Origin of the sequence: Enterobacter sp. SA187 (assembly GCF_001888805.2) — a bacterium.
In the GTDB taxonomy this organism is placed as follows: Bacteria; Pseudomonadota; Gammaproteobacteria; order Enterobacterales; family Enterobacteriaceae; genus Enterobacter_D.
This window is the reverse complement of the sequence record NZ_CP019113.1, coordinates 4,133,196-4,152,744: the sequence shown is the minus strand read 5'-3', so window position 1 is coordinate 4,152,744 and position 19,549 is coordinate 4,133,196. Positions and strand designations below refer to the sequence as shown.

Below are 19,549 nucleotides of genomic sequence, written 5' to 3'. Positions count from 1 at the left end.
CGTACAAGTGTACGCTATCTTGCCACTCGAATATTAAAATTGTTCGACTTACAGGGGTATTGAATGAAACGTGCAGTGATTACTGGCCTGGGCATCGTTTCCAGCATCGGTAACAACCAGCAGGAAGTCCTGGCATCTCTGCGTGAAGGACGCTCAGGGATCACTTTCTCTCAAGAATTTCTTGATGCTGGCATGCGTAGCCATGTATGGGGTAACGTAAAACTCGACACCACCGGCATGATCGATCGCAAAGTGGTCCGTTTCATGAACGATGCCTCTGTTTATGCCTACCTGTCTATGCAGCAGGCAGTGCAGGACGCCGGTCTGACTGAAGAGATGTACCAGAACAACCCACGCGTGGGTATCGTTGCCGGTTCCGGCGGCTCGTCCAAAGCGCAGGTGTTCGGCGCTGATGCCATGCGTAGCCCGCGCGGTCTGAAAGCTGTTGGCCCGTATGTGGTGACTAAAGCGATGGCCTCTGCGGTTTCCGCCTGCCTCGCCACGCCGTTCAAAATCCACGGCGTTAACTACTCCATCAGCTCCGCCTGTGCGACCTCCGCACACTGCATCGGCAACGCCGTTGAGCAGATCCAGTTGGGCAAACAGGACATCGTGTTTGCTGGCGGCGGCGAAGAGCTGGGCTGGGAAATGGCCTGTGAATTTGATGCGATGGGCGCGCTGTCCACCAAATACAACGACGACCCGTCCAAAGCGTCCCGTACCTATGATGCAAACCGCGATGGTTTCGTGATCGCAGGCGGCGGCGGTATGGTGGTGGTTGAAGAGCTTGAGCATGCGCTGGCGCGCGGCGCGCACATCTATGCTGAAATCGTCGGTTACGGCGCAACGTCCGATGGCGCAGACATGGTTGCCCCGTCAGGCGAAGGCGCAGTGCGCTGCATGAAGATGGCGATGCACGGCGTGGATACGCCGATCGATTACCTGAACTCTCACGGCACCTCGACGCCGGTTGGCGATGTGAAAGAGCTGGGCGCGATCCGCGAAGTCTTCGGCGATAACTCCCCGGCGATTTCCGCCACCAAAGCCATGACCGGTCACTCGCTGGGCGCGGCTGGCGTTCAGGAAGCCATCTATTCCCTGCTGATGCTGGAGCACGGTTTCGTCGCCCCAAGCATTAACATTGAAGAAATGGATCCGCAGGCAGAAGGCCTGAACATCGTGACCAAAACCACCGAGCGCGAACTGAAAACCGTAATGTCCAACAGCTTCGGTTTCGGCGGCACCAACGCCACGCTGGTGATGCGTAAATTTGACGCGTAATTAACATGCCCGGCGGCGCAGCCGCCGCCCGGCAAGAATCTGAAAGGAGCCTGATGGCTCCTTTTTTCATTTCTGAGCCTTGGCCAATAATGTGATGTCGATCCGGTAAAGCTGCCGCGTCGTTGTTATTCTCTTTGCGTTATCAACGGAAAAGGGGGTAAGCATGCCAGGATTTAAAGCGGATTTTCTCTGGGGCGGCGCGGTCGCGGCGCATCAACTGGAAGGGGGCTGGCGCGAAGGAGGAAAGGGCGTCAGCGTGGCGGATGTGATGACGGCAGGCCGTCATGGCGTGCCGCGTGAGATCACCGAAGGGGTGATCGAAGGCAAATATTATCCCAACCACGAAGGCATCGATTTTTACCATCGCTATAAAGAAGACATTAAGCTGTTTGCGGAGATGGGATTCAAATGCTTCCGCACCTCAATTGCCTGGACACGTATTTTTCCGAAAGGGGATGAGCTGGAGCCAAATGAAGCCGGGCTGCAATTCTATGATGATCTGTTTGATGAGTGCCTGAAATATAATATCGAACCGGTGATCACCCTCTCGCATTTTGAAATGCCCTATTATCTGGTGACCGAATACGGCGGCTGGCGCAATCGTCAGGTGATCGAATTCTTTGTCCGCTTCGCCAGAGCGGTATTCACCCGCTACCAGAATAAAGTGAAATTCTGGATGACCTTCAACGAAATAAATAACCAGGCCAATTTCCACGAAGATTTTGCCCCCTTCACTAACTCCGGCCTGCATTATAAGCCCGGTGAAGATCGCGAAAAAATCATGTATCAGGCGGCGCATTATGAGCTGGTAGCCAGCGCCCTGGCGGTGGAAGCGGGCCACGCCATTAACCCGCAGTTTCAGATCGGCTGCATGATCGCCATGTGCCCGATTTATCCGTTAAGCTGCGATCCGAACGACATGATGATGTCGGTTCGCGCTATGCATCGCCGCTACTGGTTTACCGACGTCCATGTGCGCGGCTATTACCCGCAGCACATTTTAAATTACTTCGAGCAGAAAGCCTTTAACCTGGACATTACCGATGAGGATCGCCAGATCCTGACCCGCGGCTGTGTGGATTATATTGGCTTTAGCTATTACATGTCTTTTGCCACCAAAGCGACGGACGATAATCCGCAGCTCGATTATGACGAAACCAAAAGCCTGGTGAAAAATCCGTATGTCAAAGCGTCGGACTGGGGCTGGCAAATCGATCCGGTTGGCTTACGTTATTCGCTGAACTGGTTCTACGATATGTATCAGCTGCCGCTGTTTATTGTCGAGAACGGTTTTGGCGCGATCGACGAAAAAGAGCCTGACGGCACGGTAAACGATCGGTACCGCATCGAGTATCTTGAAAACCATATCCGCGAAATGAAAAAAGCGGTGGTGGAGGACGGTGTGGATCTGATGGGTTATACCCCGTGGGGCTGTATCGATCTGGTCTCTGCCGGTACCGGCGAGATGAAAAAGCGCTACGGTTTTATTTATGTCGATAAAGATAACGAGGGCAAGGGCACGCTGGCGCGCAGTAAGAAGAAATCCTTCGACTGGTATCGCGACGTTATAAAAAGTAATGGCGAGAATGTGTAAGCGCTAAACAGAACGCCGGGTAGGGAAATCTACCCGGCGGTGTCGTTAAATGACGATCCACACCAGCAACAATGCCACCATCAGGGCAACAAACATCAGGCCCGGGCGGGCTGAAAGGGTTTTCACCGTTTCCATCACCGGCGCGAACAGCGGGCTGTAAATCGGCTGTATATCGCGCACTTCCAGCGTTTCCTGCGCGCGCTCGGTACGACGCAGGAAGACAAAATTAAGCAGATCCTGCACCTGGGCATTGGTCAGCACACTTTGCGGCGTGAGCTGGAACGTCTGCTGGGCATAATCCTGAATATGCTGCCATTCGTTGCTGTCCATCGGCTGCTTGAGCGCGGCCTGCATGGTATGCAGCGTCGGCGCGGGTTGCAGGCTGAGGGTCTGACGCGCCTGAAGCCAGGTCATCAGCGGCGCAAAATGTTTCGCCGGAATAAGCTCGCCGGTCTTCACGCCGGACAGCTCCAGCATCGACTGCCAGATCTGTTTGCCTGACTCGCCGGTCGCGGCCGCCAGCTTAGTCACCGCCTGATTCAGGGCATTGTGCTCGGCGGGCACCAGCGGCCTGTCGGTAGCAGGGCGCTGCTGAGGCTGCGGAATATTCAGCTCGCCTTTTTGCAGCATCACCAGCACCGTTTTCAGCTGATCCGGCGACAGCTGGCTTAACGCCGTCTGGCCGAACTGCTGGCGGATAAAGTCGCTCACCGCCTGACGGTTGTTGCCCTGGCCTAACAGCTCTGTCAGCCGGGAAAGGACCTGGCGGTTAGCGTGCTGCTGGCTGGCATTCTCCAGACGCTGATTCAGGCTCTGTTCCGCTGCCGGAAAGTGTTTCGACAGCAGCGGGGTATCATTTTTTAAGCCCAGATCGTGCTTCACTCCTGCCCATACTTCCGCGCCCTGTTGGTGCGTTAAAGAGATCAGGCGCGTGATCAGGCGCTCCAGCACGGTGCGCTGTTGCGAGGAGAGCGGTTGTTCGCCCGCAGCACTGGCGGGTGGAGTTGGGTCTTGCCCCGGAGGGCGCACCGGCACACCCTGGATGGGTTGCATCATTCAAAATCCTCGTAACGGTGGTCGGCATTCTCGGTATGCCTGGCGGCGAGATTATGGCACACTTGCACGCTTATCTCTCGTTATCATACAGGTACCGGAACGTGAAAATTCTCGTTGATGAAAATATGCCTTATGCCCGTGATTTGTTCAGTCGTCTGGGTGAGGTGAAACCTGTCCCAGGCCGCCCGATACCGGTGGCGGAACTGAACGATGCCGATGCCCTGATGGTGCGCTCGGTGACGAAGGTCAATGCATCCCTGCTCAGCGGAACCGCGATCCAGTTTGTCGGCACCGCCACGGCCGGTACCGATCATGTCGATGACGCCTGGCTTGCGCAGGCGGGCATTGGCTTTTCTGCCGCGCCGGGCTGCAACGCCATCGCGGTGGTGGAATATGTCTTTTCGGCGCTGCTGATGCTGGGCGAGCGCGATGGTTTTAGCCTGCGCGATCGCACCGTCGGCATTGTGGGCGTGGGCAACGTCGGCTCGCGTTTGCAGGCGCGGCTGGAGGCGCTGGGCGTGCGCACCTTATTGTGCGATCCGCCGCGCGCCGACCGTGGCGAGGAGGGCGATTTCCGTTCGCTGGACGAGCTGGTGCAGGAAGCCGATATCCTTACCTTCCACACGCCGCTGTTCAAAGACGGCCCGTACAAAACGCTGCACCTTGCCGATGAGGCGCTGATCGCCAGACTTAAACCCGGCACCATTTTAATCAACGCCTGTCGCGGACCGGTGGTGGATAACACCGCGCTGCTGGCGCGGCTGAACGCCGGTCAGGATCTCAGCGTGGTGCTGGATGTCTGGGAGCCGGAGCCGGATCTCAACGTCGCGCTGCTCGATAAAGTGGACATCGGCACCGCCCATATCGCGGGTTACACGCTGGAAGGCAAAGCGCGCGGCACCACCCAGGTGTTTGAGGCCTACAGCGAATTTCTCGGCAAGCGTCAGCAGGTGGCGCTGGATACCCTGCTGCCCGCCCCGGAATTCGGTCGCATCACGCTGCACGGCCCGCTTGATGAGCCAACGCTGAAACGACTGGTGCATTTAGTGTATGATGTGCGCCGCGATGATGCGCCACTGCGAAAAGTGGCGGGCATTCCGGGTGAATTTGACAAGCTGCGCAAAAATTATCTTGAGCGTCGCGAGTGGTCTTCGCTGTACATCCAGTGTGATGACGCACAGGCCGCGACCTTACTGCAACAGCTCGGCTTTAACGCCGTTCATCACCCGACACGCTAACTCATTTTCTGTCGCTCTCCCGCCTGCGGGCAGGGGAGCGTATTGCTATTGTCTGGAGTAAACCACCATGTCTGAAGGCTGGAATATTGCCATCCTGGGCGCCACCGGCGCCGTAGGCGAAGCGCTTCTCGAAACTCTTGCAGAGCGCGAATTCCCCACAGGCGAGATTTTCGCCCTGGCGCGCAGTGAAAGCGCCGGTAAGGCCCTGCGCTATAACAGCAAAACGGTCTACGTGACCGATGCCGAAGAATTCGACTGGACGCAGGCGCAGCTGGCGTTCTTCGTGGCCGGGCCTGAAGCCTCAGCCCGTTACATTGAGGAAGCCACCAACTCCGGTTGTCTGGTGATCGACGCCAGCGGTCTGTTCGCAATGGAGCCGGACGTGCCGCTGGTGGTCCCGGACGTCAATCCGTTCGTGCTGGCAGATTACCGTAACCGTAATATCGTGGCGGTGGCGGACAGCCTCACCAGCCAGCTGCTGACCGCCCTTAAGCCGCTGATCGATGAAGGCGGCCTGTCGCGTATCGCCGTGACCAGCCTGCTGTCTGCGTCCTCCCAGGGCAAAGTCGCCGTGGATGCGCTGGCAGGGCAGAGCGCAAAACTGCTCAACGGCATTCCCGTTGATGAGGACGATTTCTTTGGCCGCCAGCTGGCGTTCAACATGCTGCCGATGCTGCCGGACAGCCAGGGCAGCGTGCGTGAAGCCCGTGTGGTGGTGGATCAGGTGCGTAAAATCCTCCAGGACGATGGCCTGATGATCTCCGTTAACTGTGTACGTTCGCCGGTATTCTACGGTCTGGCGCAGATGGTCAGCTTTGAAGGGCTGCGTCCGCTGGCGGCGGAAGAAGCCCGCGATGCCTTCGAGCGCGGCGAAGATATTGCGCTGTCCCCGGCTAACGACTTCCCGACCCAGGTGGGCGACGCTTCCGGCAATCCGCAGCTTTCCGTGGGCTGTGTGCATAACGATTACGGCATGCCGGAGCAGATCCAGTTCTGGTCGGTGGCCGATAACGTCCGTTTTGGCGGCGCGCTGATGGCGGTGAAAATCGCCGAGAAGCTGGTGCAGGAGTACATGTACTAATGTCCGACGCGCAGGCAAAGCCCGTCAGCAAGATTGCGCTCGGCATTGAGTACGACGGCAGTAAGTATTACGGCTGGCAGCGGCAGAACGAAGTACGCAGCGTACAGGAAAAGCTGGAAACCGCGCTCTCGAAAGTGGCGGATGAGCCGATCACGGTGTTTTGCGCCGGGCGTACTGACGCCGGGGTGCACGGCACCGGGCAGGTGGTGCATTTCGAAACCAGCGTACAGCGCAAAGATGCGGCCTGGACGCTGGGCGTAAATGCGAATTTACCTGGTGACATCGCGGTGCGCTGGGTAAAAAATGTGCCCGATGATTTTCATGCACGTTTTAGCGCCACGGCTCGCCGTTACCGCTACGTCATCTACAATCATCGTTTGCGCCCTGCCGTGCTGGGGCGCGGCGTCACTCACTACTATCATCCTCTGGATGCCGATCGGATGCATCGTGCGGCCCAGGCGCTGATAGGGGAAAATGACTTTACCTCGTTTCGGGCGGTTCAGTGCCAGTCGCGCACGCCGTGGCGAAACGTGATGCACATTAACGTGGCGCGTTACGGTGCATATGTGGTGGTCGATATCAAAGCCAATGCCTTTGTACATCATATGGTCAGGAATATTGTCGGCAGCCTGATGGAAGTAGGCGCCAACAACCAGCCGGAGAGCTGGATAGCAGAACTGCTGGCGGCGAAGGACAGAACGCTCGCGGCAGCAACGGCGAAAGCGGAAGGGTTGTATCTGGTGGCGGTGGATTATCCCGACCGCTTCGATCTGCCGCGCCCGCCAATGGGTCCGCTGTTTTTAGCGGACTAAATGCATTCAGACAAAGGCGTAAGACATGGACCTCATTTATTTTCTCATTGATTTTATTTTACACATTGATGTGCACCTGGCTGAGCTGGTCGCGCAGTACGGCGTCTGGATTTACGCCATCCTGTTCCTGATCCTGTTTTGCGAAACAGGACTGGTAGTGACGCCGTTTTTACCGGGTGATTCGCTGCTGTTTGTCGCAGGGGCGCTCTCCGCTCTGCCGACGAACGATCTAAACGTGCACCTGATGGTGACGCTGATGATTGTGGCCGCTATCCTTGGCGATGCGGTGAACTACACCATTGGACGGCTGTTCGGCGAAAAGCTGTTCAGCAATCCGAACTCAAAAATCTTCCGTCGCAGCTATCTTGATAAAACCCATGCGTTTTACGATAAGCACGGTGGCAAGACGATTATCCTGGCGCGATTTGTGCCTATCGTCAGAACTTTCGCGCCCTTTGTGGCGGGAATGGGGCATATGTCGTATCGTCACTTCGCGGCCTATAACGTCATCGGCGCGCTGTTGTGGGTGTTACTGTTCACCTACGCCGGCTACCTGTTCGGTGATCTGCCCGTTGTGCAGGAGAACCTGAAATTGCTTATCGTGGCAATTATCGTGCTCTCGATCCTGCCAGGCGTAATCGAAATTATTCGTCACCGACGCGCAGCAGCCCGACAGACAAAATAAGAACCCGTCAGCGGTTCGACCACTTTTTTGTCCCAAGTTGCCGAGCGTTATGTTTTAATGTGCCCCATTTATGGGCTACCAGGTTCATGCATAAAGGTCATCAATGAGCTGGATTGAACGAATTAAAAGCAATATTACCCCCACCCGCAAGGCAAGCATTCCTGAGGGAGTGTGGACCAAATGTGACAGCTGCGGTCAGGTGCTTTACCGTGCCGAACTGGAGCGTAACCTTGAGGTCTGCCCGAAATGCGATCACCACATGCGTATGTCAGCGCGTAACCGCCTGCATAGCCTGATGGATGAAGGATCGATGGTGGAACTGGGTAGCGAACTTGAGCCGAAAGATGTGCTGAAGTTCCGTGATTCCAAAAAGTACAAAGACCGTCTGACGTCTGCCCAGAAAGAAACCGGTGAGAAAGACGCGCTGGTGGTGATGAAAGGCACGCTGCATGGTATGCCGGTCGTCGCTGCGGCGTTTGAATTCGCCTTTATGGGCGGTTCCATGGGTTCCGTGGTTGGTGCTCGCTTTGTTCGCGCGGTTGAACAGGCGCTGGAAGACAATTGCCCGCTGATCTGTTTCTCCGCTTCCGGTGGCGCGCGTATGCAGGAAGCATTGATGTCGCTGATGCAGATGGCGAAAACCTCTGCGGCGCTGGCGAAGATGCAGGAGCGCGGTCTGCCGTATATCTCCGTGCTGACCGACCCGACCATGGGCGGCGTCTCCGCGAGCTTCGCGATGCTGGGCGATCTGAACATCGCGGAACCGAAAGCGCTGATCGGCTTTGCCGGTCCACGCGTTATTGAACAGACCGTGCGCGAAAAACTGCCGCCGGGCTTCCAGCGCAGTGAGTTCCTGATTGAAAAAGGCGCTATCGATATGATCGTGCGTCGTCCGGAACTGCGCCTGAAGCTGGCGAGCATTCTGGCGAAGCTGATGAATCTGCCGACGCCAAACCCGGATGCGCCGCGTGAAAGCATCGTGGTGCCGCCGGTACCCGATCAGGAAAACGAAGCCTGATAAAATCGAAGGGCAGAGCGCAGGTGCTCTGCCTTTTTACTTTTTCAACTGCATTCAAGCCGGGCATCATGGAAACGAAAAGCATTCCTCAAGCCACGTCGCCCCTGGCCACGTGGCTTTCTTATCTGGAAAACCTGCACAGTAAAACCATTGATATGGGACTTGCGCGCGTTCAGACCGTGGCGGCTACGCTCGACGTGCTCAAACCTGCGCCTTTTGTCTTTACCGTGGCCGGTACCAACGGCAAGGGCACCACCTGCCGTACGCTGGAGTCTGTGCTGCTGGCGGCGGGGCTACGGGTAGGGGTTTACAGTTCGCCGCATTTAGTACGCTACACCGAGCGCGTGCGCGTGCAGGGCGAAGAGCTGGCAGAAAGCGATCACACCCGCTCGTTCGCCGCCATCGAAGTTGCGCGGGGAGATACCTCCTTAACCTATTTCGAATATGGCACGCTGTCGGCGCTGTGGCTGTTCAAAGAGGCGGCGCTTGATGTGGTGATCCTCGAAGTCGGCCTCGGCGGGCGTCTTGACGCCACCAACATTGTCGATGCGGATGTCGCCGTGGTGACCAGCATCGCGCTGGATCATACCGACTGGCTGGGGCCGGATCGCGAGAGCATTGGCCGCGAAAAAGCCGGTGTCTTCCGGGCGGGCAGACCGGCGGTGGTCGGCGAGCCGGATATGCCGCAGAGCATCGCCGATGTCGCACGCGAGAAGGGCGCGCACCTGCTGCGCCGCGATGCCGACTGGCAGTATGAGGTCACGGGCGACCGCTGGCGTTTTCGCGATGCTCAGGGCGAGCTGACTGGCCTGCCGTTACCGCAGGTGCCGCAGCCCAACGCGGCAACCGCGCTGGCTGCCCTGCGTGCCAGCGGCCTGAATATCAGCGAGACGGCGATCCGCGACGGCATTGCGAAAGCGATTTTACCGGGACGTTTCCAGATAGTGAGCCAGTCGCCGCGCGTGATTCTGGATGTGGCGCACAATCCTCATGCGGCGGCTTATCTGGCCGGACGCCTGGCAGCGTTGCCGAAAAGCGGACGCGTGCTGGCGGTGGTCGGCATGCTGCATGATAAAGATATTGCCGGAACGCTTGCCTGTCTGGAGAGCCAGGTCGATAGCTGGTATTGTGCCCCTCTGGAAGGGCCGCGGGGCGCGACGGCAGAACAGCTGCTGACGCACCTTAACGGCGGCAGCGCCTTTGCCAGCGTCGAACAGGCGTGGCGGGCGGCAATGGCGGATGCCAGACCAGAAGATACCGTGCTGGTGTGTGGTTCCTTCCACACCGTAGCACATGTCATGGAAGCGATGGACGCGGGGAGAACCGGTGGCGAGTAAGTTTCAGAACCGTTTAATGGGCACCATTGTGCTGGTGGCGCTGGGCGTGATTGTGCTGCCGGGGCTGCTGGACGGGCAGAAAAAACATTACCAGGATGAGTTTGCGGCGATCCCGCTGGTGCCAAAACCCGGCGATCGCGACGAGCCGGACATGCTGCCGGCGGCCACGCAGGCGCTTCCGGCACAGCCGCCGGAAGGCGCGGCTGAAGAAGTGCGGGCGGGCAACGCCGCAGCGCCGTCGCTGGAGGCCTCGCGTCAGGCGGCCAACAATCCTGAAATGGATATTGACCCGCAGCCGGTGGTAACACCTAAACCTAAGCCGGTGGAAAAACCAAAACCGCAGCGCGATACCGCTCAGCAACAGGCAGCCACGACGCCGTCGAAGCAGGCCGAAGAAGAGAAGCCTGCGCCGACGGGTAAGGCGTATGTCGTGCAGCTGGGGGCGCTGAAGAATGCCGATAAGGTTAATGAAGTGACCGGCAAACTGCGCAGCGCGGGTTATCGGGTATTCACTATTCCGGGCACGCCGGTGCAGGGTAAAATCACCCGTATTCTGGTCGGCCCGGACGCCTCGAAAGATAAGCTTAAGGGATCCCTTGGCGAGCTGAAGCAGATCTCCGGCTTAAGCGGCGTGGTGATGGGTTATACCCCGAACTGATTTTCCCCTCACCCTAACCCTCTCCCGGGGGGAGAGGGAACCGTTCGCGGACTTCCTTCCCCCTCTCCCTGGGGAGAGGGCCGGGGTGAGGGGAGAAAAAACGCACAAAAACCCGGCCCGCAGAGGCCAGGCCTGTGCTGGCGTTGAAGATTTTTTCAGCGCCATTTTTATTTACGCGCGGGAAGGAAATCCCTACGCAAACGTTTTCTTTTTCTGTTAGAATTCGCCCCGAACTGGATGACAGGGCGATTAATCGTGGGACACATATGGTCTGGATTGATTACGCCATCATCGCGGTAATTGGTTTTTCCTGTCTGGTTAGCCTTATCCGCGGCTTTGTTCGTGAAGCGTTGTCGCTGGTGACATGGGGTTGTGCTTTCTTTGTCGCCAGTCATTACTACACTTACCTGTCTGTCTGGTTCACGGGCTTTGAAGACGAACTGGTTCGAAATGGGATTGCTATCGCGGTGCTGTTTATCGCGACGCTGATCGTCGGCGCTATTGTTAACTATGTTATCAGTCAGCTTGTCGAGAAAACCGGCCTGTCGGGTACTGACCGGGTGTTGGGGATTTGCTTCGGTGCGCTGCGCGGTGCGCTGATTGTCGCCGCCATTCTGTTCTTTCTCGACACCTTTACCGGCTTTTCCAAAAGCGAAGACTGGCAAAAGTCGCAGCTGATCCCGCAGTTTAGTTTTATCATCAGATGGTTCTTTGACTATCTGCAAAGCTCGTCAAGTTTCTTGCCCAGGGCGTAAGTCCTGAGATGTGGCTTAACGAGGAATATACGTATGTGCGGTATTGTCGGTATCGCCGGTTTCATGCCGGTTAACCAGTCGATTTATGATGCATTGTCGGTGTTGCAGCACCGTGGTCAGGACGCCGCAGGCATTATCACCATTGATGAACTTAACTGCTTCCGTTTGCGTAAAGCGAACGGCATGGTGAACGATGTATTTGAAGCCCGCCATATGCAGCGCCTGCAGGGGAACATGGGTATTGGCCATGTGCGTTATCCGACTGCGGGCAGCTCCAGCGCTTCAGAAGCGCAGCCTTTTTACGTTAACTCTCCGTACGGTATCACGCTTGCCCATAACGGCAACCTGACCAACGCCCACGAGCTGCGTAAGCGTCTGTTCGAAGAAAAACGCCGTCACATTAACACCACCTCCGATTCTGAAATCCTGCTCAATATTTTTGCCAGCGAGCTGGATAACTTCCGCCACTACCCGTTAGAAGCGGATAACATTTTTGCCGCTGTTGCCGCCACCAACCGTCAGATCCGCGGGGCCTATGCCTGCGTGGCGATGATCATCGGTCACGGTATGGTCGCCTTCCGCGATCCAAACGGTATTCGTCCGCTGGTGCTTGGTAAACGCGATCTCGCCGATGGCCGCACCGAATACATGGTGGCGTCGGAGAGCGTGGCGTTAGATACGCTGGGCTTTGAATTCCTGCGCGACGTGGCGCCTGGCGAAGCGGTGTACATCACCGAAAAAGGCCAGCTGTTCACCCGTCAGTGCGCGGAAAACCCGGTCAGCAATCCGTGCCTGTTCGAGTATGTCTATTTCTCCCGTCCGGATTCCTTTATCGACAAGATTTCCGTGTACAGCGCCCGTGTGAATATGGGTAAAAAGCTGGGCGAGAAAATTGCCCGCGAATGGGAAGATCTGGATATTGACGTGGTCATCCCGATCCCGGAAACCTCCTGCGATATCGCGCTGGAAATCGCCCGTATTCTGGATAAGCCGTACCGCCAGGGCTTCGTGAAAAACCGTTACGTTGGCCGTACCTTTATCATGCCGGGTCAGCAGCTGCGCCGTAAGTCTGTGCGCCGTAAGCTGAACGCCAACCGCGCGGAATTCCGTGACAAGAATGTGCTGCTGGTGGACGACTCCATCGTGCGCGGTACCACTTCCGAGCAGATCATCGAGATGGCCCGCGAAGCCGGTGCGAAGAAAGTGTACCTGGCCTCCGCCGCGCCTGAAATTCGTTTCCCGAACGTCTACGGCATCGACATGCCGACCGCCAATGAGCTGATCGCTCACGGTCGCGAAGTGGATGAAATTCGCCAGATCATCGGTGCCGACGGCCTGATTTTCCAGGATCTGAACGATCTCATCGACGCGGTGCGCGCCGAGAACCCGGATATTCAGCAGTTTGAATGCTCGGTGTTCAACGGCGTCTACGTCACCAAAGACGTGGATCAGCAGTATCTCGACTATCTCGACGCCGTGCGTAATGACGATACCAAAGCGCTGCTGCGTCAGAACGAAGTGGAAAGTTTAGAGATGCATAACGAGGGATAACGCCCTCACTCCGGCCCTCTCTCACCGGGAGAGGGCTGTTGCAACTCCCGCCAAAATCCTGCAAAGTCCTCAGCAAATTAGCGAAAGGGCGATGGACATGAAACGACTCATAGTAGGGATCTCCGGGGCCAGCGGCGCCATTTACGGCGTGCGTTTATTACAGGTTCTGCGGGATGTTGCCGGGGTGGAAACCCATCTGGTGATGAGTAATGCCGCCCGCCAGACCCTGGCGCTGGAAACCGATCTCTCAGTTAAAGATGTGCAGGCGCTGGCGGATGTAGTGCATGACTCCCGCGATATCGCCGCCACTATCTCCTCCGGCTCGTTTAAAACCGCTGGCATGGTCATTCTGCCATGCTCGATCAAAACCCTCTCCGGCATCGTACACAGCTATACCGACAGCCTGGTCACCCGCGCCGCTGACGTGGTGCTGAAAGAGCGACGTCCGCTGGTGCTCTGCGTGCGTGAAACGCCGCTGCATCTTGGACATCTGCGTCTCATGACCCAGGCCGCTGAAATAGGCGCAGTGATCATGCCGCCTGTTCCGGCGTTCTATCATCGTCCGCAGACGCTGGATGATGTGATTAATCAGACGGTGAACCGCGTGCTGGATCAGTTTGATATTGAACTGCCCGCCGATCTTTTCACCCGCTGGCCGGGCGGCAATGCCTCAAAGTAGTGCGCTGCCCCGTTAAGGGGCAATTCTGCAAGCGCGATCATATCCTCGACATTTAATCCCCGTTTTCGGTTTGTAACCCGCGAGTGTGTCGGCAGACCTGCTATCTTTCACTGTACGTCAGTATTGCAACCTTTTGTTAACATACTCAACGCGGTAAATCGCAGCGGCAACAAACTGGCATAAGACATGCAAGCATTGACGGGTAGCAAACACACAACACAACGCAATACATAATAAAATCAGAAAACTTGAGGGGAATGTATGAAGAAGACGGTTGTTGCTCTGTCTTTACTGCTGGGCCTGTCCGGTGTCGCCAGCGTTAACGCCGCACTGCCGCAGACCGTGCGCATTGGTACGGACGCCACCTACGCGCCATTCTCATCCAAGGATGCGAAAGGGGACTTCGTGGGTTTTGATATCGATCTTGGCAACGAGATGTGCACCCGTATCAAAGTGAAATGCACCTGGGTCGGCAGCGATTTTGATGCGCTGATCCCCTCCCTGAAAGCGAAGAAAATCGACGCGATTATTTCGTCTCTGTCGATCACCGAAAAACGTTTACAGGAAATCGCCTTCTCCCAGCCGCTGTACGCTGCTAACGCCCGTCTGATCGCGGTGAAAGGCTCGCCCATCCAGCCGACCACCGATTCGCTGAAAGGCAAACACGTGGGCGTGCTACAGGGTTCCACCCAGGAAGCCTATGCAAATGACAACTGGCGCAGCAAAGGCGTCGACGTTGTGGCCTACCAGAACCAGGATCTAATTTATTCCGACCTGACCGCAGGCCGTATTGACGCCGCCTTCCAGGATGAAGTGGCCGCCAGCGAAGGCTTCCTCAAGCAGCCAGCCGGTAAAACCTTCGACTTCGCGGGCGCTTCAGTGAAAGACAAAAAATATTTCGGCGACGGCACCGGTATTGGTCTGCGCAAAGACGACGCCGAGCTGAAAGCTGCGTTCGATAAAGCGTTTGATGAGATCCGCAAAGACGGCACTTACGACAAGCTGGCGAAAAAATACTTTAACTTTAACGTCTACGGCGACTGATACCTGTTGCGCCGTGGTGCATAACTGACATGAATGCTTCAGCGTGGTGCGTTTCATGCACCGCAATGGAGCATTCATGCATAGTTAAGCAAAAGCGATGCAAAAAAAAGCGTAACTTGTTACAGAATATTTTGCCTTGTCGGGGCGAACAATGGCACGATACCAGTCAACTTCATTTAACAAATCCCCCTGGAAAGTCAGGCTGTTGAGGATAAATATGAAAAAACTGGTGTTATCTCTTTCTCTGGTGTTCGCTGTTTCCAGTATCTCCGGCGCTTTCGCTGCCATTCCGCAAAAACTTCGTATCGGTACCGATCCGACTTACGCGCCCTTTGAATCGAAAAATGCACAGGGTGAATTAGTTGGTTTCGACATCGATCTGGCAAAAGAACTCTGTAAACGTATTAATACGCAATGTACCTTCATTGAGAACCCGCTGGATGCGCTGATCCCGTCGCTGAAAGCGAAGAAAATCGACGCCATTATGTCGTCGCTGTCGATTACCGAAAAACGCCAGCAGGAGATTGCCTTTACCGACAAGCTCTATGCGGCAGATTCCCGTCTGGTAGTGGCAAAAGATTCTGATATCGTGCCAGAACTGGCGAAGTTGCAGGGCAAGCGCGTGGGCGTATTGCAGGGCACCACCCAGGAAACTTACGGTAATGTGCACTGGGCACCGAAGGGCGTGGAAATCGTCTCCTATCAGGGCCAGGACAATATCTACGCTGACCTGACCGCAGGCCGCATTGACGCCGCTTTCCAGGATGAAGTCGCCGCCAGCGAAGGCTTCCTGAAAACGAAGGTCGGTAGCGCTTATAAATTCGGCGGCCCGTCAGTGAAAGATGAAAAACTGTTTGGCGTCGGCACCGGCATGGGCGTGCGTAAAGACGATACCGAACTGCGTGAAGCGCTGAACAAAGCTTTCGCGGAGATGCGCGCCGATGGCACCTACGAAAAACTGGCGAAGAAGTATTTTGATTTTGACGTTTACGGTGGCTGATCGCTATCAGGTCGCCGGATGGCGTCGCTGACGCGTCTTATCCGGCCTACGCGGTGAGCGCATTTCGTAGGCCGGATCAGGCGAAGCCGCCATCCGGCATCAACACACACAGGACACAGGCTGCATGCTGTACGGGTTTTCACAGGTAATTTTACAGGGCGCTATCGTTACGCTGGAGCTGGCGCTCAGTTCCGTAGTGCTGGCGGTGGCGATTGGTCTGGCAGGGGCCGGGGGCAAGCTTTCCGGCAACCGCCTGCTGCGCATCATCTTCGAAGGCTACACCACGCTGATCCGCGGCGTGCCGGATCTGGTGCTGATGCTGCTGATCTTCTACGGTCTGCAAATTGCCATTAACAGCGTTACCGAAGCCATTGGCATGGGGCAGATCGATATCGATCCGATGGTGGCCGGTATCATCACCCTCGGCTTTATCTACGGCGCTTATTTTACCGAAACCTTCCGCGGCGCGTTTATGGCGGTGCCGAAAGGGCATATTGAGGCGGCGACCGCCTTCGGTTTTACCGGATCGCAGATCTTTCGCCGTATTCTGTTCCCGGCGATGATGCGTTACGCGCTGCCGGGCATCGGTAACAACTGGCAGGTGATTTTAAAAGCCACCGCGCTGGTATCGCTGCTGGGTCTGGAAGACGTGGTAAAAGCCACGCAGCTGGCCGGGAAAAGCACCTGGGAGCCGTTCTATTTCGCGGTAGTGTGCGGATTAATTTATCTGGTGTTTACCACTGTCTCCAATGGTGTGCTGCTTCTGCTCGAACGTCGCTACTCCGTGGGTGTGAAGAGGGCTGACCTGTGATCGAGATTATTCAGGAGTACTGGCAATCCCTGCTGTGGACGGACGGCTATCGCTTAACGGGCGTGGCGATCACCCTGTGGCTGTTGATCTCCTCCGTGGTAATGGGCGGCATTCTGGCGCTGTTTCTGGCTATCGGACGCGTTTCCAGCAACAAATTTATCTGGTTCCCGATCTGGCTGTTTACCTATATTTTCCGCGGCACGCCGCTCTACGTACAACTGCTGGTGTTCTACTCCGGTATGTACACCCTGGAAGTGGTGAAGGGTACGGAGCTGCTGAACGCCTTTTTCCGCAGCGGCCTGAACTGTACGGTGCTGGCGCTGACGCTCAATACCTGCGCCTATACCACTGAGATTTTCGCCGGCGCTATCCGCTCGGTGCCGCACGGGGAAATTGAAGCGGCGCGGGCGTACGGCTTTTCCCAGGTGAAAATGTATCGCTGCATCATTCTGCCGTCGGCGCTGCGTATTGCGCTGCCCGCCTACAGCAACGAAGTGATCCTCATGCTGCACTCCACAGCGCTGGCCTTTACCGCCACCGTGCCGGATCTGCTGAAGATTGCCCGTGATATTAACTCGGCGACCTATCAGCCCTTTACCGCCTTTGGGCTGGCGGCGGTGCTGTATCTGATTATCTCTTATGTGCTGATCAGTCTGTTCCGCAAAGCGGAAAAGCGCTGGTTACAGCATGTGAAACCTTCTTCGACGCACTGAGAATACGATGTCTGAGAACAAACTAAACGTTACCGATCTACACAAACACTACGGCGAACACGAAGTGCTGAAAGGCGTATCGTTGAAGGCGAATGCGGGCGATGTGATCACCATTATCGGCTCCTCCGGCTCCGGTAAAAGTACCTTTTTACGCTGCATTAACTTCCTCGAAAAACCGAGCGAAGGGACGATCGTGGTCAGCGGGCAGAACATCACGCTGGTGCGCGATAAAGACGGTCAATTGAAGGTGGCCGATAAAAATCAGCTGCGCCTGCTGCGTACCCGCCTGACCATGGTGTTCCAGCATTTCAACCTGTGGAGCCACATGACGGTGCTGGAAAACGTCATGGAAGCGCCCATTCAGGTGCTGGGGCTGAGCAAGCAGGAATCCCGCGAGCGGGCGGTGAAATATCTGGCGAAAGTCGGCATCGACGAGCGCGCTCAGGGGAAATATCCGGTGCACCTGTCCGGCGGTCAGCAGCAGCGCGTGTCCATTGCCCGCGCGCTGGCGATGGAGCCGGAAGTGTTATTGTTCGACGAGCCAACCTCGGCGCTGGATCCTGAGCTGGTGGGCGAAGTGCTGCGCATCATGCAGCAGCTGGCGGAAGAGGGCAAAACCATGGTGGTGGTCACCCACGAAATGGGCTTTGCCCGCCATGTATCTTCCCACGTGATTTTCCTGCATCAGGGGAAAATTGAAGAAGAGGGCACCCCTGCCGAGCTGTTCGACAACCCGAAAAGCCCGCGTTTGCAGCAGTTCCTTAAAGGATCGCTGAAGTAAACCGGCCCCCTCATCCTGTGGGTGAGGGGCTTATTTAAAATCCGCCAGCTCAAGACGATACACGCAGTCGTCATGAAACACGCCGTTCACCCTGTAAACCTTTGGCAGCACGTCCGTCTGCACAAATCCCAGTTTTTCCAGCACCCGTTGTGACGCGCGGTTTTCCGCCAGCACATACGCATTCAGCGCCGTCACGCCCGTCTGTGCAAACGCATACTCACACAGCGCCCGTAACGCTTCGCTGGCGATGCCCTGGCCCTGCGCCTCGCTTACCACGCTGTAGCCGACATCCGCCTCCAGCGGATTCTGCGAGCTGATACGCAGCCCGAGATCGCCGAGCGGCGTCGCATCGTGATGACGGCGGATGACAAAGGCCCCGGAGTTATTCAGGCGGGTGAAAAACACATGGCGCACTTCGTCCTCGGCGGCAATATCCGCCATATAGCGCATGTTGTCAGGATCCTGACGCAGACGTAAAAAGAACGGCCAGTCGCTTTCCTGAAAGGTGGAAAGCGTCAGGCGCGGGGTGGTGAGAGTGACCATTACCGGTACCATTCAGCGCACCACGTCCGCCAGCGCGTCTTCCAGTTCAAACCAGCGGAAGCCAAAGCCTGATTCCTCCAGCCGTTTAGGCAGCGCTCGCTGGCCGCCCAGCACCAGCACTGCGGCTTCACCCATCAGCAGGCGAATGGCGGTAGCGGGTGTGCGCAGGATGGTCGGGCGATGCAGCACATGGCCAAGGGAGTGGGCGAACTGTTCATTGTGCACCGGATAAGGCGAGACCATATTGAACGGGCCGCGCAGATCGTTATCCAGCAGCCAGAGAATGCCGTTGACCATATCGTCGATATGGATCCACGCCATGTATTGCCGCCCGTTGCCAATGGGGCCGCCAAGACCGGCGCGAAACACCGGCAGCAGTTTTCCGAGGATCCCGCCTTTGGGGGCAAGCACCACGCCGGTACGCAGCAGACAGACGCGGGTGGCCTCGCTCTGCGCGCCGCAGGCGATCTGCTCCCAGCGGGCGCACAGCTTATGGGTAAATTCGTTGTGCGGCGGTTCCTCTTCGGTAACCACCACTTCCCCTAAATCACCGTAATAGCCGGTGGCCGAGCCGGAAATCAGCACCGCAGGCGGCGTGTCGCTGGCCTTGATCAAATCGACAAGCTTTTGGGTGATGGTCCAGCGGCTGTTGCACAGGCGCTGTTTTTGCGTCTCGCTCCAGCGTTTGTCGGCGATGGGCTCGCCCGCCAGATTGATCACCGCGTCGATATCGTTCAGATCCGTGCGATCGTGCAGCCCTTTCCACAGCGTGACGCGGGCGTCGAGCTGGCCCTGCGCCTTGTGCGGGTTGCGCGTCACTACGGTCACGCTGTGGCCCAGTTCAAGTAAACGGGGAATAAGATGGCGGCCAATCAACCCGGTACCGCCCGTAATCAGGACCCTCATGCAACC

The 19,549-nt window shown here is 56.8% G+C and carries 20 protein-coding genes; 17 read left to right on the top strand and 3 right to left on the bottom strand.

Features of this window, described 5'->3' with window-relative positions:
* Positions 1-63 precede the first annotated feature (63 nt).
* Positions 64-1,281: a beta-ketoacyl-ACP synthase I gene (gene fabB, locus BMF08_RS19925; RefSeq protein WP_072569245.1), complete on the top strand. Its 1,218-nt coding sequence runs from the start codon at positions 64-66 to the stop codon at positions 1,279-1,281.
* 163 nt (positions 1,282-1,444) lie between these two features.
* Positions 1,445-2,875 (top strand): 6-phospho-beta-glucosidase, encoded by a 1,431-nt coding sequence (locus BMF08_RS19920; RefSeq protein WP_072569244.1) that lies wholly within the window; start codon positions 1,445-1,447, stop codon positions 2,873-2,875.
* Between the two features lie 45 nt (positions 2,876-2,920).
* On the opposite strand, the gene flk is transcribed toward BMF08_RS19920, so the two are convergent.
* The gene (gene flk / locus BMF08_RS19915) at positions 2,921-3,928 is read right to left on the bottom strand and encodes a flagella biosynthesis regulator Flk (RefSeq protein WP_072569496.1); all 1,008 of its coding nucleotides are present in this window, start codon (positions 3,926-3,928) and stop codon (positions 2,921-2,923) included.
* A 104-nt stretch (positions 3,929-4,032) separates the two neighbouring features.
* Between flk and pdxB the strand changes: the two genes are divergently transcribed.
* From pdxB to hisP, 15 genes are all read left to right on the top strand, one after another.
* Positions 4,033-5,169: a 4-phosphoerythronate dehydrogenase PdxB gene (pdxB, locus tag BMF08_RS19910; RefSeq protein ID WP_072569243.1), complete on the top strand. Its 1,137-nt coding sequence runs from the start codon at positions 4,033-4,035 to the stop codon at positions 5,167-5,169.
* 67 nt (positions 5,170-5,236) lie between these two features.
* Positions 5,237-6,250, top strand: a complete 1,014-nt coding sequence (locus tag BMF08_RS19905) for an aspartate-semialdehyde dehydrogenase (protein WP_072569242.1) — start codon at positions 5,237-5,239, stop codon at positions 6,248-6,250.
* On the top strand, positions 6,250-7,062 hold the full coding sequence (truA, locus tag BMF08_RS19900; protein ID WP_072569241.1) for a tRNA pseudouridine(38-40) synthase TruA: 813 nt from the start codon (positions 6,250-6,252) through the stop codon (positions 7,060-7,062). Before BMF08_RS19905 ends, truA begins: the two co-directional genes overlap by 1 nt.
* Positions 7,063-7,087: 25 nt before the next feature.
* Complete coding sequence (locus BMF08_RS19895; protein WP_072569240.1) at positions 7,088-7,747, top strand: DedA family protein; 660 nt, start codon at positions 7,088-7,090, stop codon at positions 7,745-7,747.
* A 103-nt stretch (positions 7,748-7,850) separates the two neighbouring features.
* Positions 7,851-8,765 carry an acetyl-CoA carboxylase, carboxyltransferase subunit beta gene (gene accD, locus BMF08_RS19890; protein ID WP_072569239.1) on the top strand — a complete coding sequence of 305 codons (915 nt, stop codon included), beginning with the start codon at positions 7,851-7,853 and terminating at the stop codon, positions 8,763-8,765.
* A gap of 68 nt (positions 8,766-8,833) precedes the next feature.
* A complete protein-coding gene (folC, locus tag BMF08_RS19885; RefSeq protein ID WP_072569238.1) occupies positions 8,834-10,102 on the top strand; it encodes a bifunctional tetrahydrofolate synthase/dihydrofolate synthase in 1,269 nt (422 codons plus the stop codon).
* Positions 10,092-10,760, top strand: coding sequence for a cell division protein DedD (gene dedD / locus BMF08_RS19880; RefSeq protein WP_072569237.1), 669 nt, complete (start codon positions 10,092-10,094; stop codon positions 10,758-10,760). The genes folC and dedD overlap by 11 nt, the downstream gene beginning before the upstream one ends.
* Before the next feature lie 266 nt (positions 10,761-11,026).
* The gene (gene cvpA, locus BMF08_RS19875) at positions 11,027-11,515 is read left to right on the top strand and encodes a colicin V production protein (protein WP_072569236.1); all 489 of its coding nucleotides are present in this window, start codon (positions 11,027-11,029) and stop codon (positions 11,513-11,515) included.
* A gap of 33 nt (positions 11,516-11,548) precedes the next feature.
* Entirely contained in the window at positions 11,549-13,066 is a 1,518-nt protein-coding gene (gene purF, locus BMF08_RS19870; RefSeq protein WP_072569235.1) for an amidophosphoribosyltransferase, read from the top strand.
* A 97-nt stretch (positions 13,067-13,163) separates the two neighbouring features.
* Positions 13,164-13,745: a UbiX family flavin prenyltransferase gene (locus BMF08_RS19865; RefSeq protein ID WP_072569234.1), complete on the top strand. Its 582-nt coding sequence runs from the start codon at positions 13,164-13,166 to the stop codon at positions 13,743-13,745.
* 261 nt (positions 13,746-14,006) lie between these two features.
* Positions 14,007-14,789, top strand: a complete 783-nt coding sequence (argT, locus tag BMF08_RS19860) for a lysine/arginine/ornithine ABC transporter substrate-binding protein ArgT (RefSeq protein WP_072569233.1) — start codon at positions 14,007-14,009, stop codon at positions 14,787-14,789.
* A gap of 217 nt (positions 14,790-15,006) precedes the next feature.
* Entirely contained in the window at positions 15,007-15,789 is a 783-nt protein-coding gene (gene hisJ, locus BMF08_RS19855) for a histidine ABC transporter substrate-binding protein HisJ (protein ID WP_072569232.1), read from the top strand.
* A gap of 124 nt (positions 15,790-15,913) precedes the next feature.
* Positions 15,914-16,600 carry a histidine ABC transporter permease HisQ gene (locus BMF08_RS19850; RefSeq protein ID WP_072569231.1) on the top strand — a complete coding sequence of 229 codons (687 nt, stop codon included), beginning with the start codon at positions 15,914-15,916 and terminating at the stop codon, positions 16,598-16,600.
* A complete protein-coding gene (locus BMF08_RS19845; RefSeq protein ID WP_072569230.1) occupies positions 16,597-17,313 on the top strand; it encodes an ABC transporter permease in 717 nt (238 codons plus the stop codon). The genes BMF08_RS19850 and BMF08_RS19845 overlap by 4 nt, the downstream gene beginning before the upstream one ends.
* 7 nt (positions 17,314-17,320) lie before the next feature.
* A complete protein-coding gene (hisP, locus tag BMF08_RS19840; RefSeq protein WP_072569229.1) occupies positions 17,321-18,094 on the top strand; it encodes a histidine ABC transporter ATP-binding protein HisP in 774 nt (257 codons plus the stop codon).
* A gap of 30 nt (positions 18,095-18,124) precedes the next feature.
* Here the strand turns inward: hisP and BMF08_RS19835 are convergent, their stop codons facing one another.
* Positions 18,125-18,637, bottom strand: a complete 513-nt coding sequence (locus tag BMF08_RS19835; protein WP_072569495.1) for a GNAT family N-acetyltransferase — start codon at positions 18,635-18,637, stop codon at positions 18,125-18,127.
* A 12-nt stretch (positions 18,638-18,649) separates the two neighbouring features.
* The gene (locus BMF08_RS19830) at positions 18,650-19,543 is read right to left on the bottom strand and encodes a TIGR01777 family oxidoreductase (protein ID WP_072569228.1); all 894 of its coding nucleotides are present in this window, start codon (positions 19,541-19,543) and stop codon (positions 18,650-18,652) included.
* Positions 19,544-19,549: the final 6 nt, after the last annotated feature.

Excerpts from the sequence above, each read along its gene's own strand:
- BMF08_RS19830 (WP_072569228.1), bottom strand. The coding sequence starts at position 19,543 with ATGAGGGTCCTGATTACGGGCGGTACCGGGTTGATTGGCCGCCATCTT.
- truA (WP_072569241.1), top strand. The coding sequence starts at position 6,250 with ATGTCCGACGCGCAGGCAAAGCCCGTCAGCAAGATTGCGCTCGGCATT.
- accD (WP_072569239.1), top strand. The coding sequence starts at position 7,851 with ATGAGCTGGATTGAACGAATTAAAAGCAATATTACCCCCACCCGCAAG.
- argT (WP_072569233.1), top strand. The coding sequence starts at position 14,007 with ATGAAGAAGACGGTTGTTGCTCTGTCTTTACTGCTGGGCCTGTCCGGT.
- folC (WP_072569238.1), top strand. The coding sequence starts at position 8,834 with ATGGAAACGAAAAGCATTCCTCAAGCCACGTCGCCCCTGGCCACGTGG.
- BMF08_RS19895 (WP_072569240.1), top strand. The coding sequence starts at position 7,088 with ATGGACCTCATTTATTTTCTCATTGATTTTATTTTACACATTGATGTG.
- hisJ (WP_072569232.1), top strand. The coding sequence starts at position 15,007 with ATGAAAAAACTGGTGTTATCTCTTTCTCTGGTGTTCGCTGTTTCCAGT.
- purF (WP_072569235.1), top strand. The coding sequence starts at position 11,549 with ATGTGCGGTATTGTCGGTATCGCCGGTTTCATGCCGGTTAACCAGTCG.
- flk (WP_072569496.1), bottom strand. The coding sequence starts at position 3,928 with ATGCAACCCATCCAGGGTGTGCCGGTGCGCCCTCCGGGGCAAGACCCA.
- fabB (WP_072569245.1), top strand. The coding sequence starts at position 64 with ATGAAACGTGCAGTGATTACTGGCCTGGGCATCGTTTCCAGCATCGGT.
- cvpA (WP_072569236.1), top strand. The coding sequence starts at position 11,027 with ATGGTCTGGATTGATTACGCCATCATCGCGGTAATTGGTTTTTCCTGT.
- BMF08_RS19850 (WP_072569231.1), top strand. The coding sequence starts at position 15,914 with ATGCTGTACGGGTTTTCACAGGTAATTTTACAGGGCGCTATCGTTACG.
- BMF08_RS19920 (WP_072569244.1), top strand. The coding sequence starts at position 1,445 with ATGCCAGGATTTAAAGCGGATTTTCTCTGGGGCGGCGCGGTCGCGGCG.
- BMF08_RS19865 (WP_072569234.1), top strand. The coding sequence starts at position 13,164 with ATGAAACGACTCATAGTAGGGATCTCCGGGGCCAGCGGCGCCATTTAC.
- BMF08_RS19905 (WP_072569242.1), top strand. The coding sequence starts at position 5,237 with ATGTCTGAAGGCTGGAATATTGCCATCCTGGGCGCCACCGGCGCCGTA.
- hisP (WP_072569229.1), top strand. The coding sequence starts at position 17,321 with ATGTCTGAGAACAAACTAAACGTTACCGATCTACACAAACACTACGGC.
- BMF08_RS19835 (WP_072569495.1), bottom strand. The coding sequence starts at position 18,637 with ATGGTCACTCTCACCACCCCGCGCCTGACGCTTTCCACCTTTCAGGAA.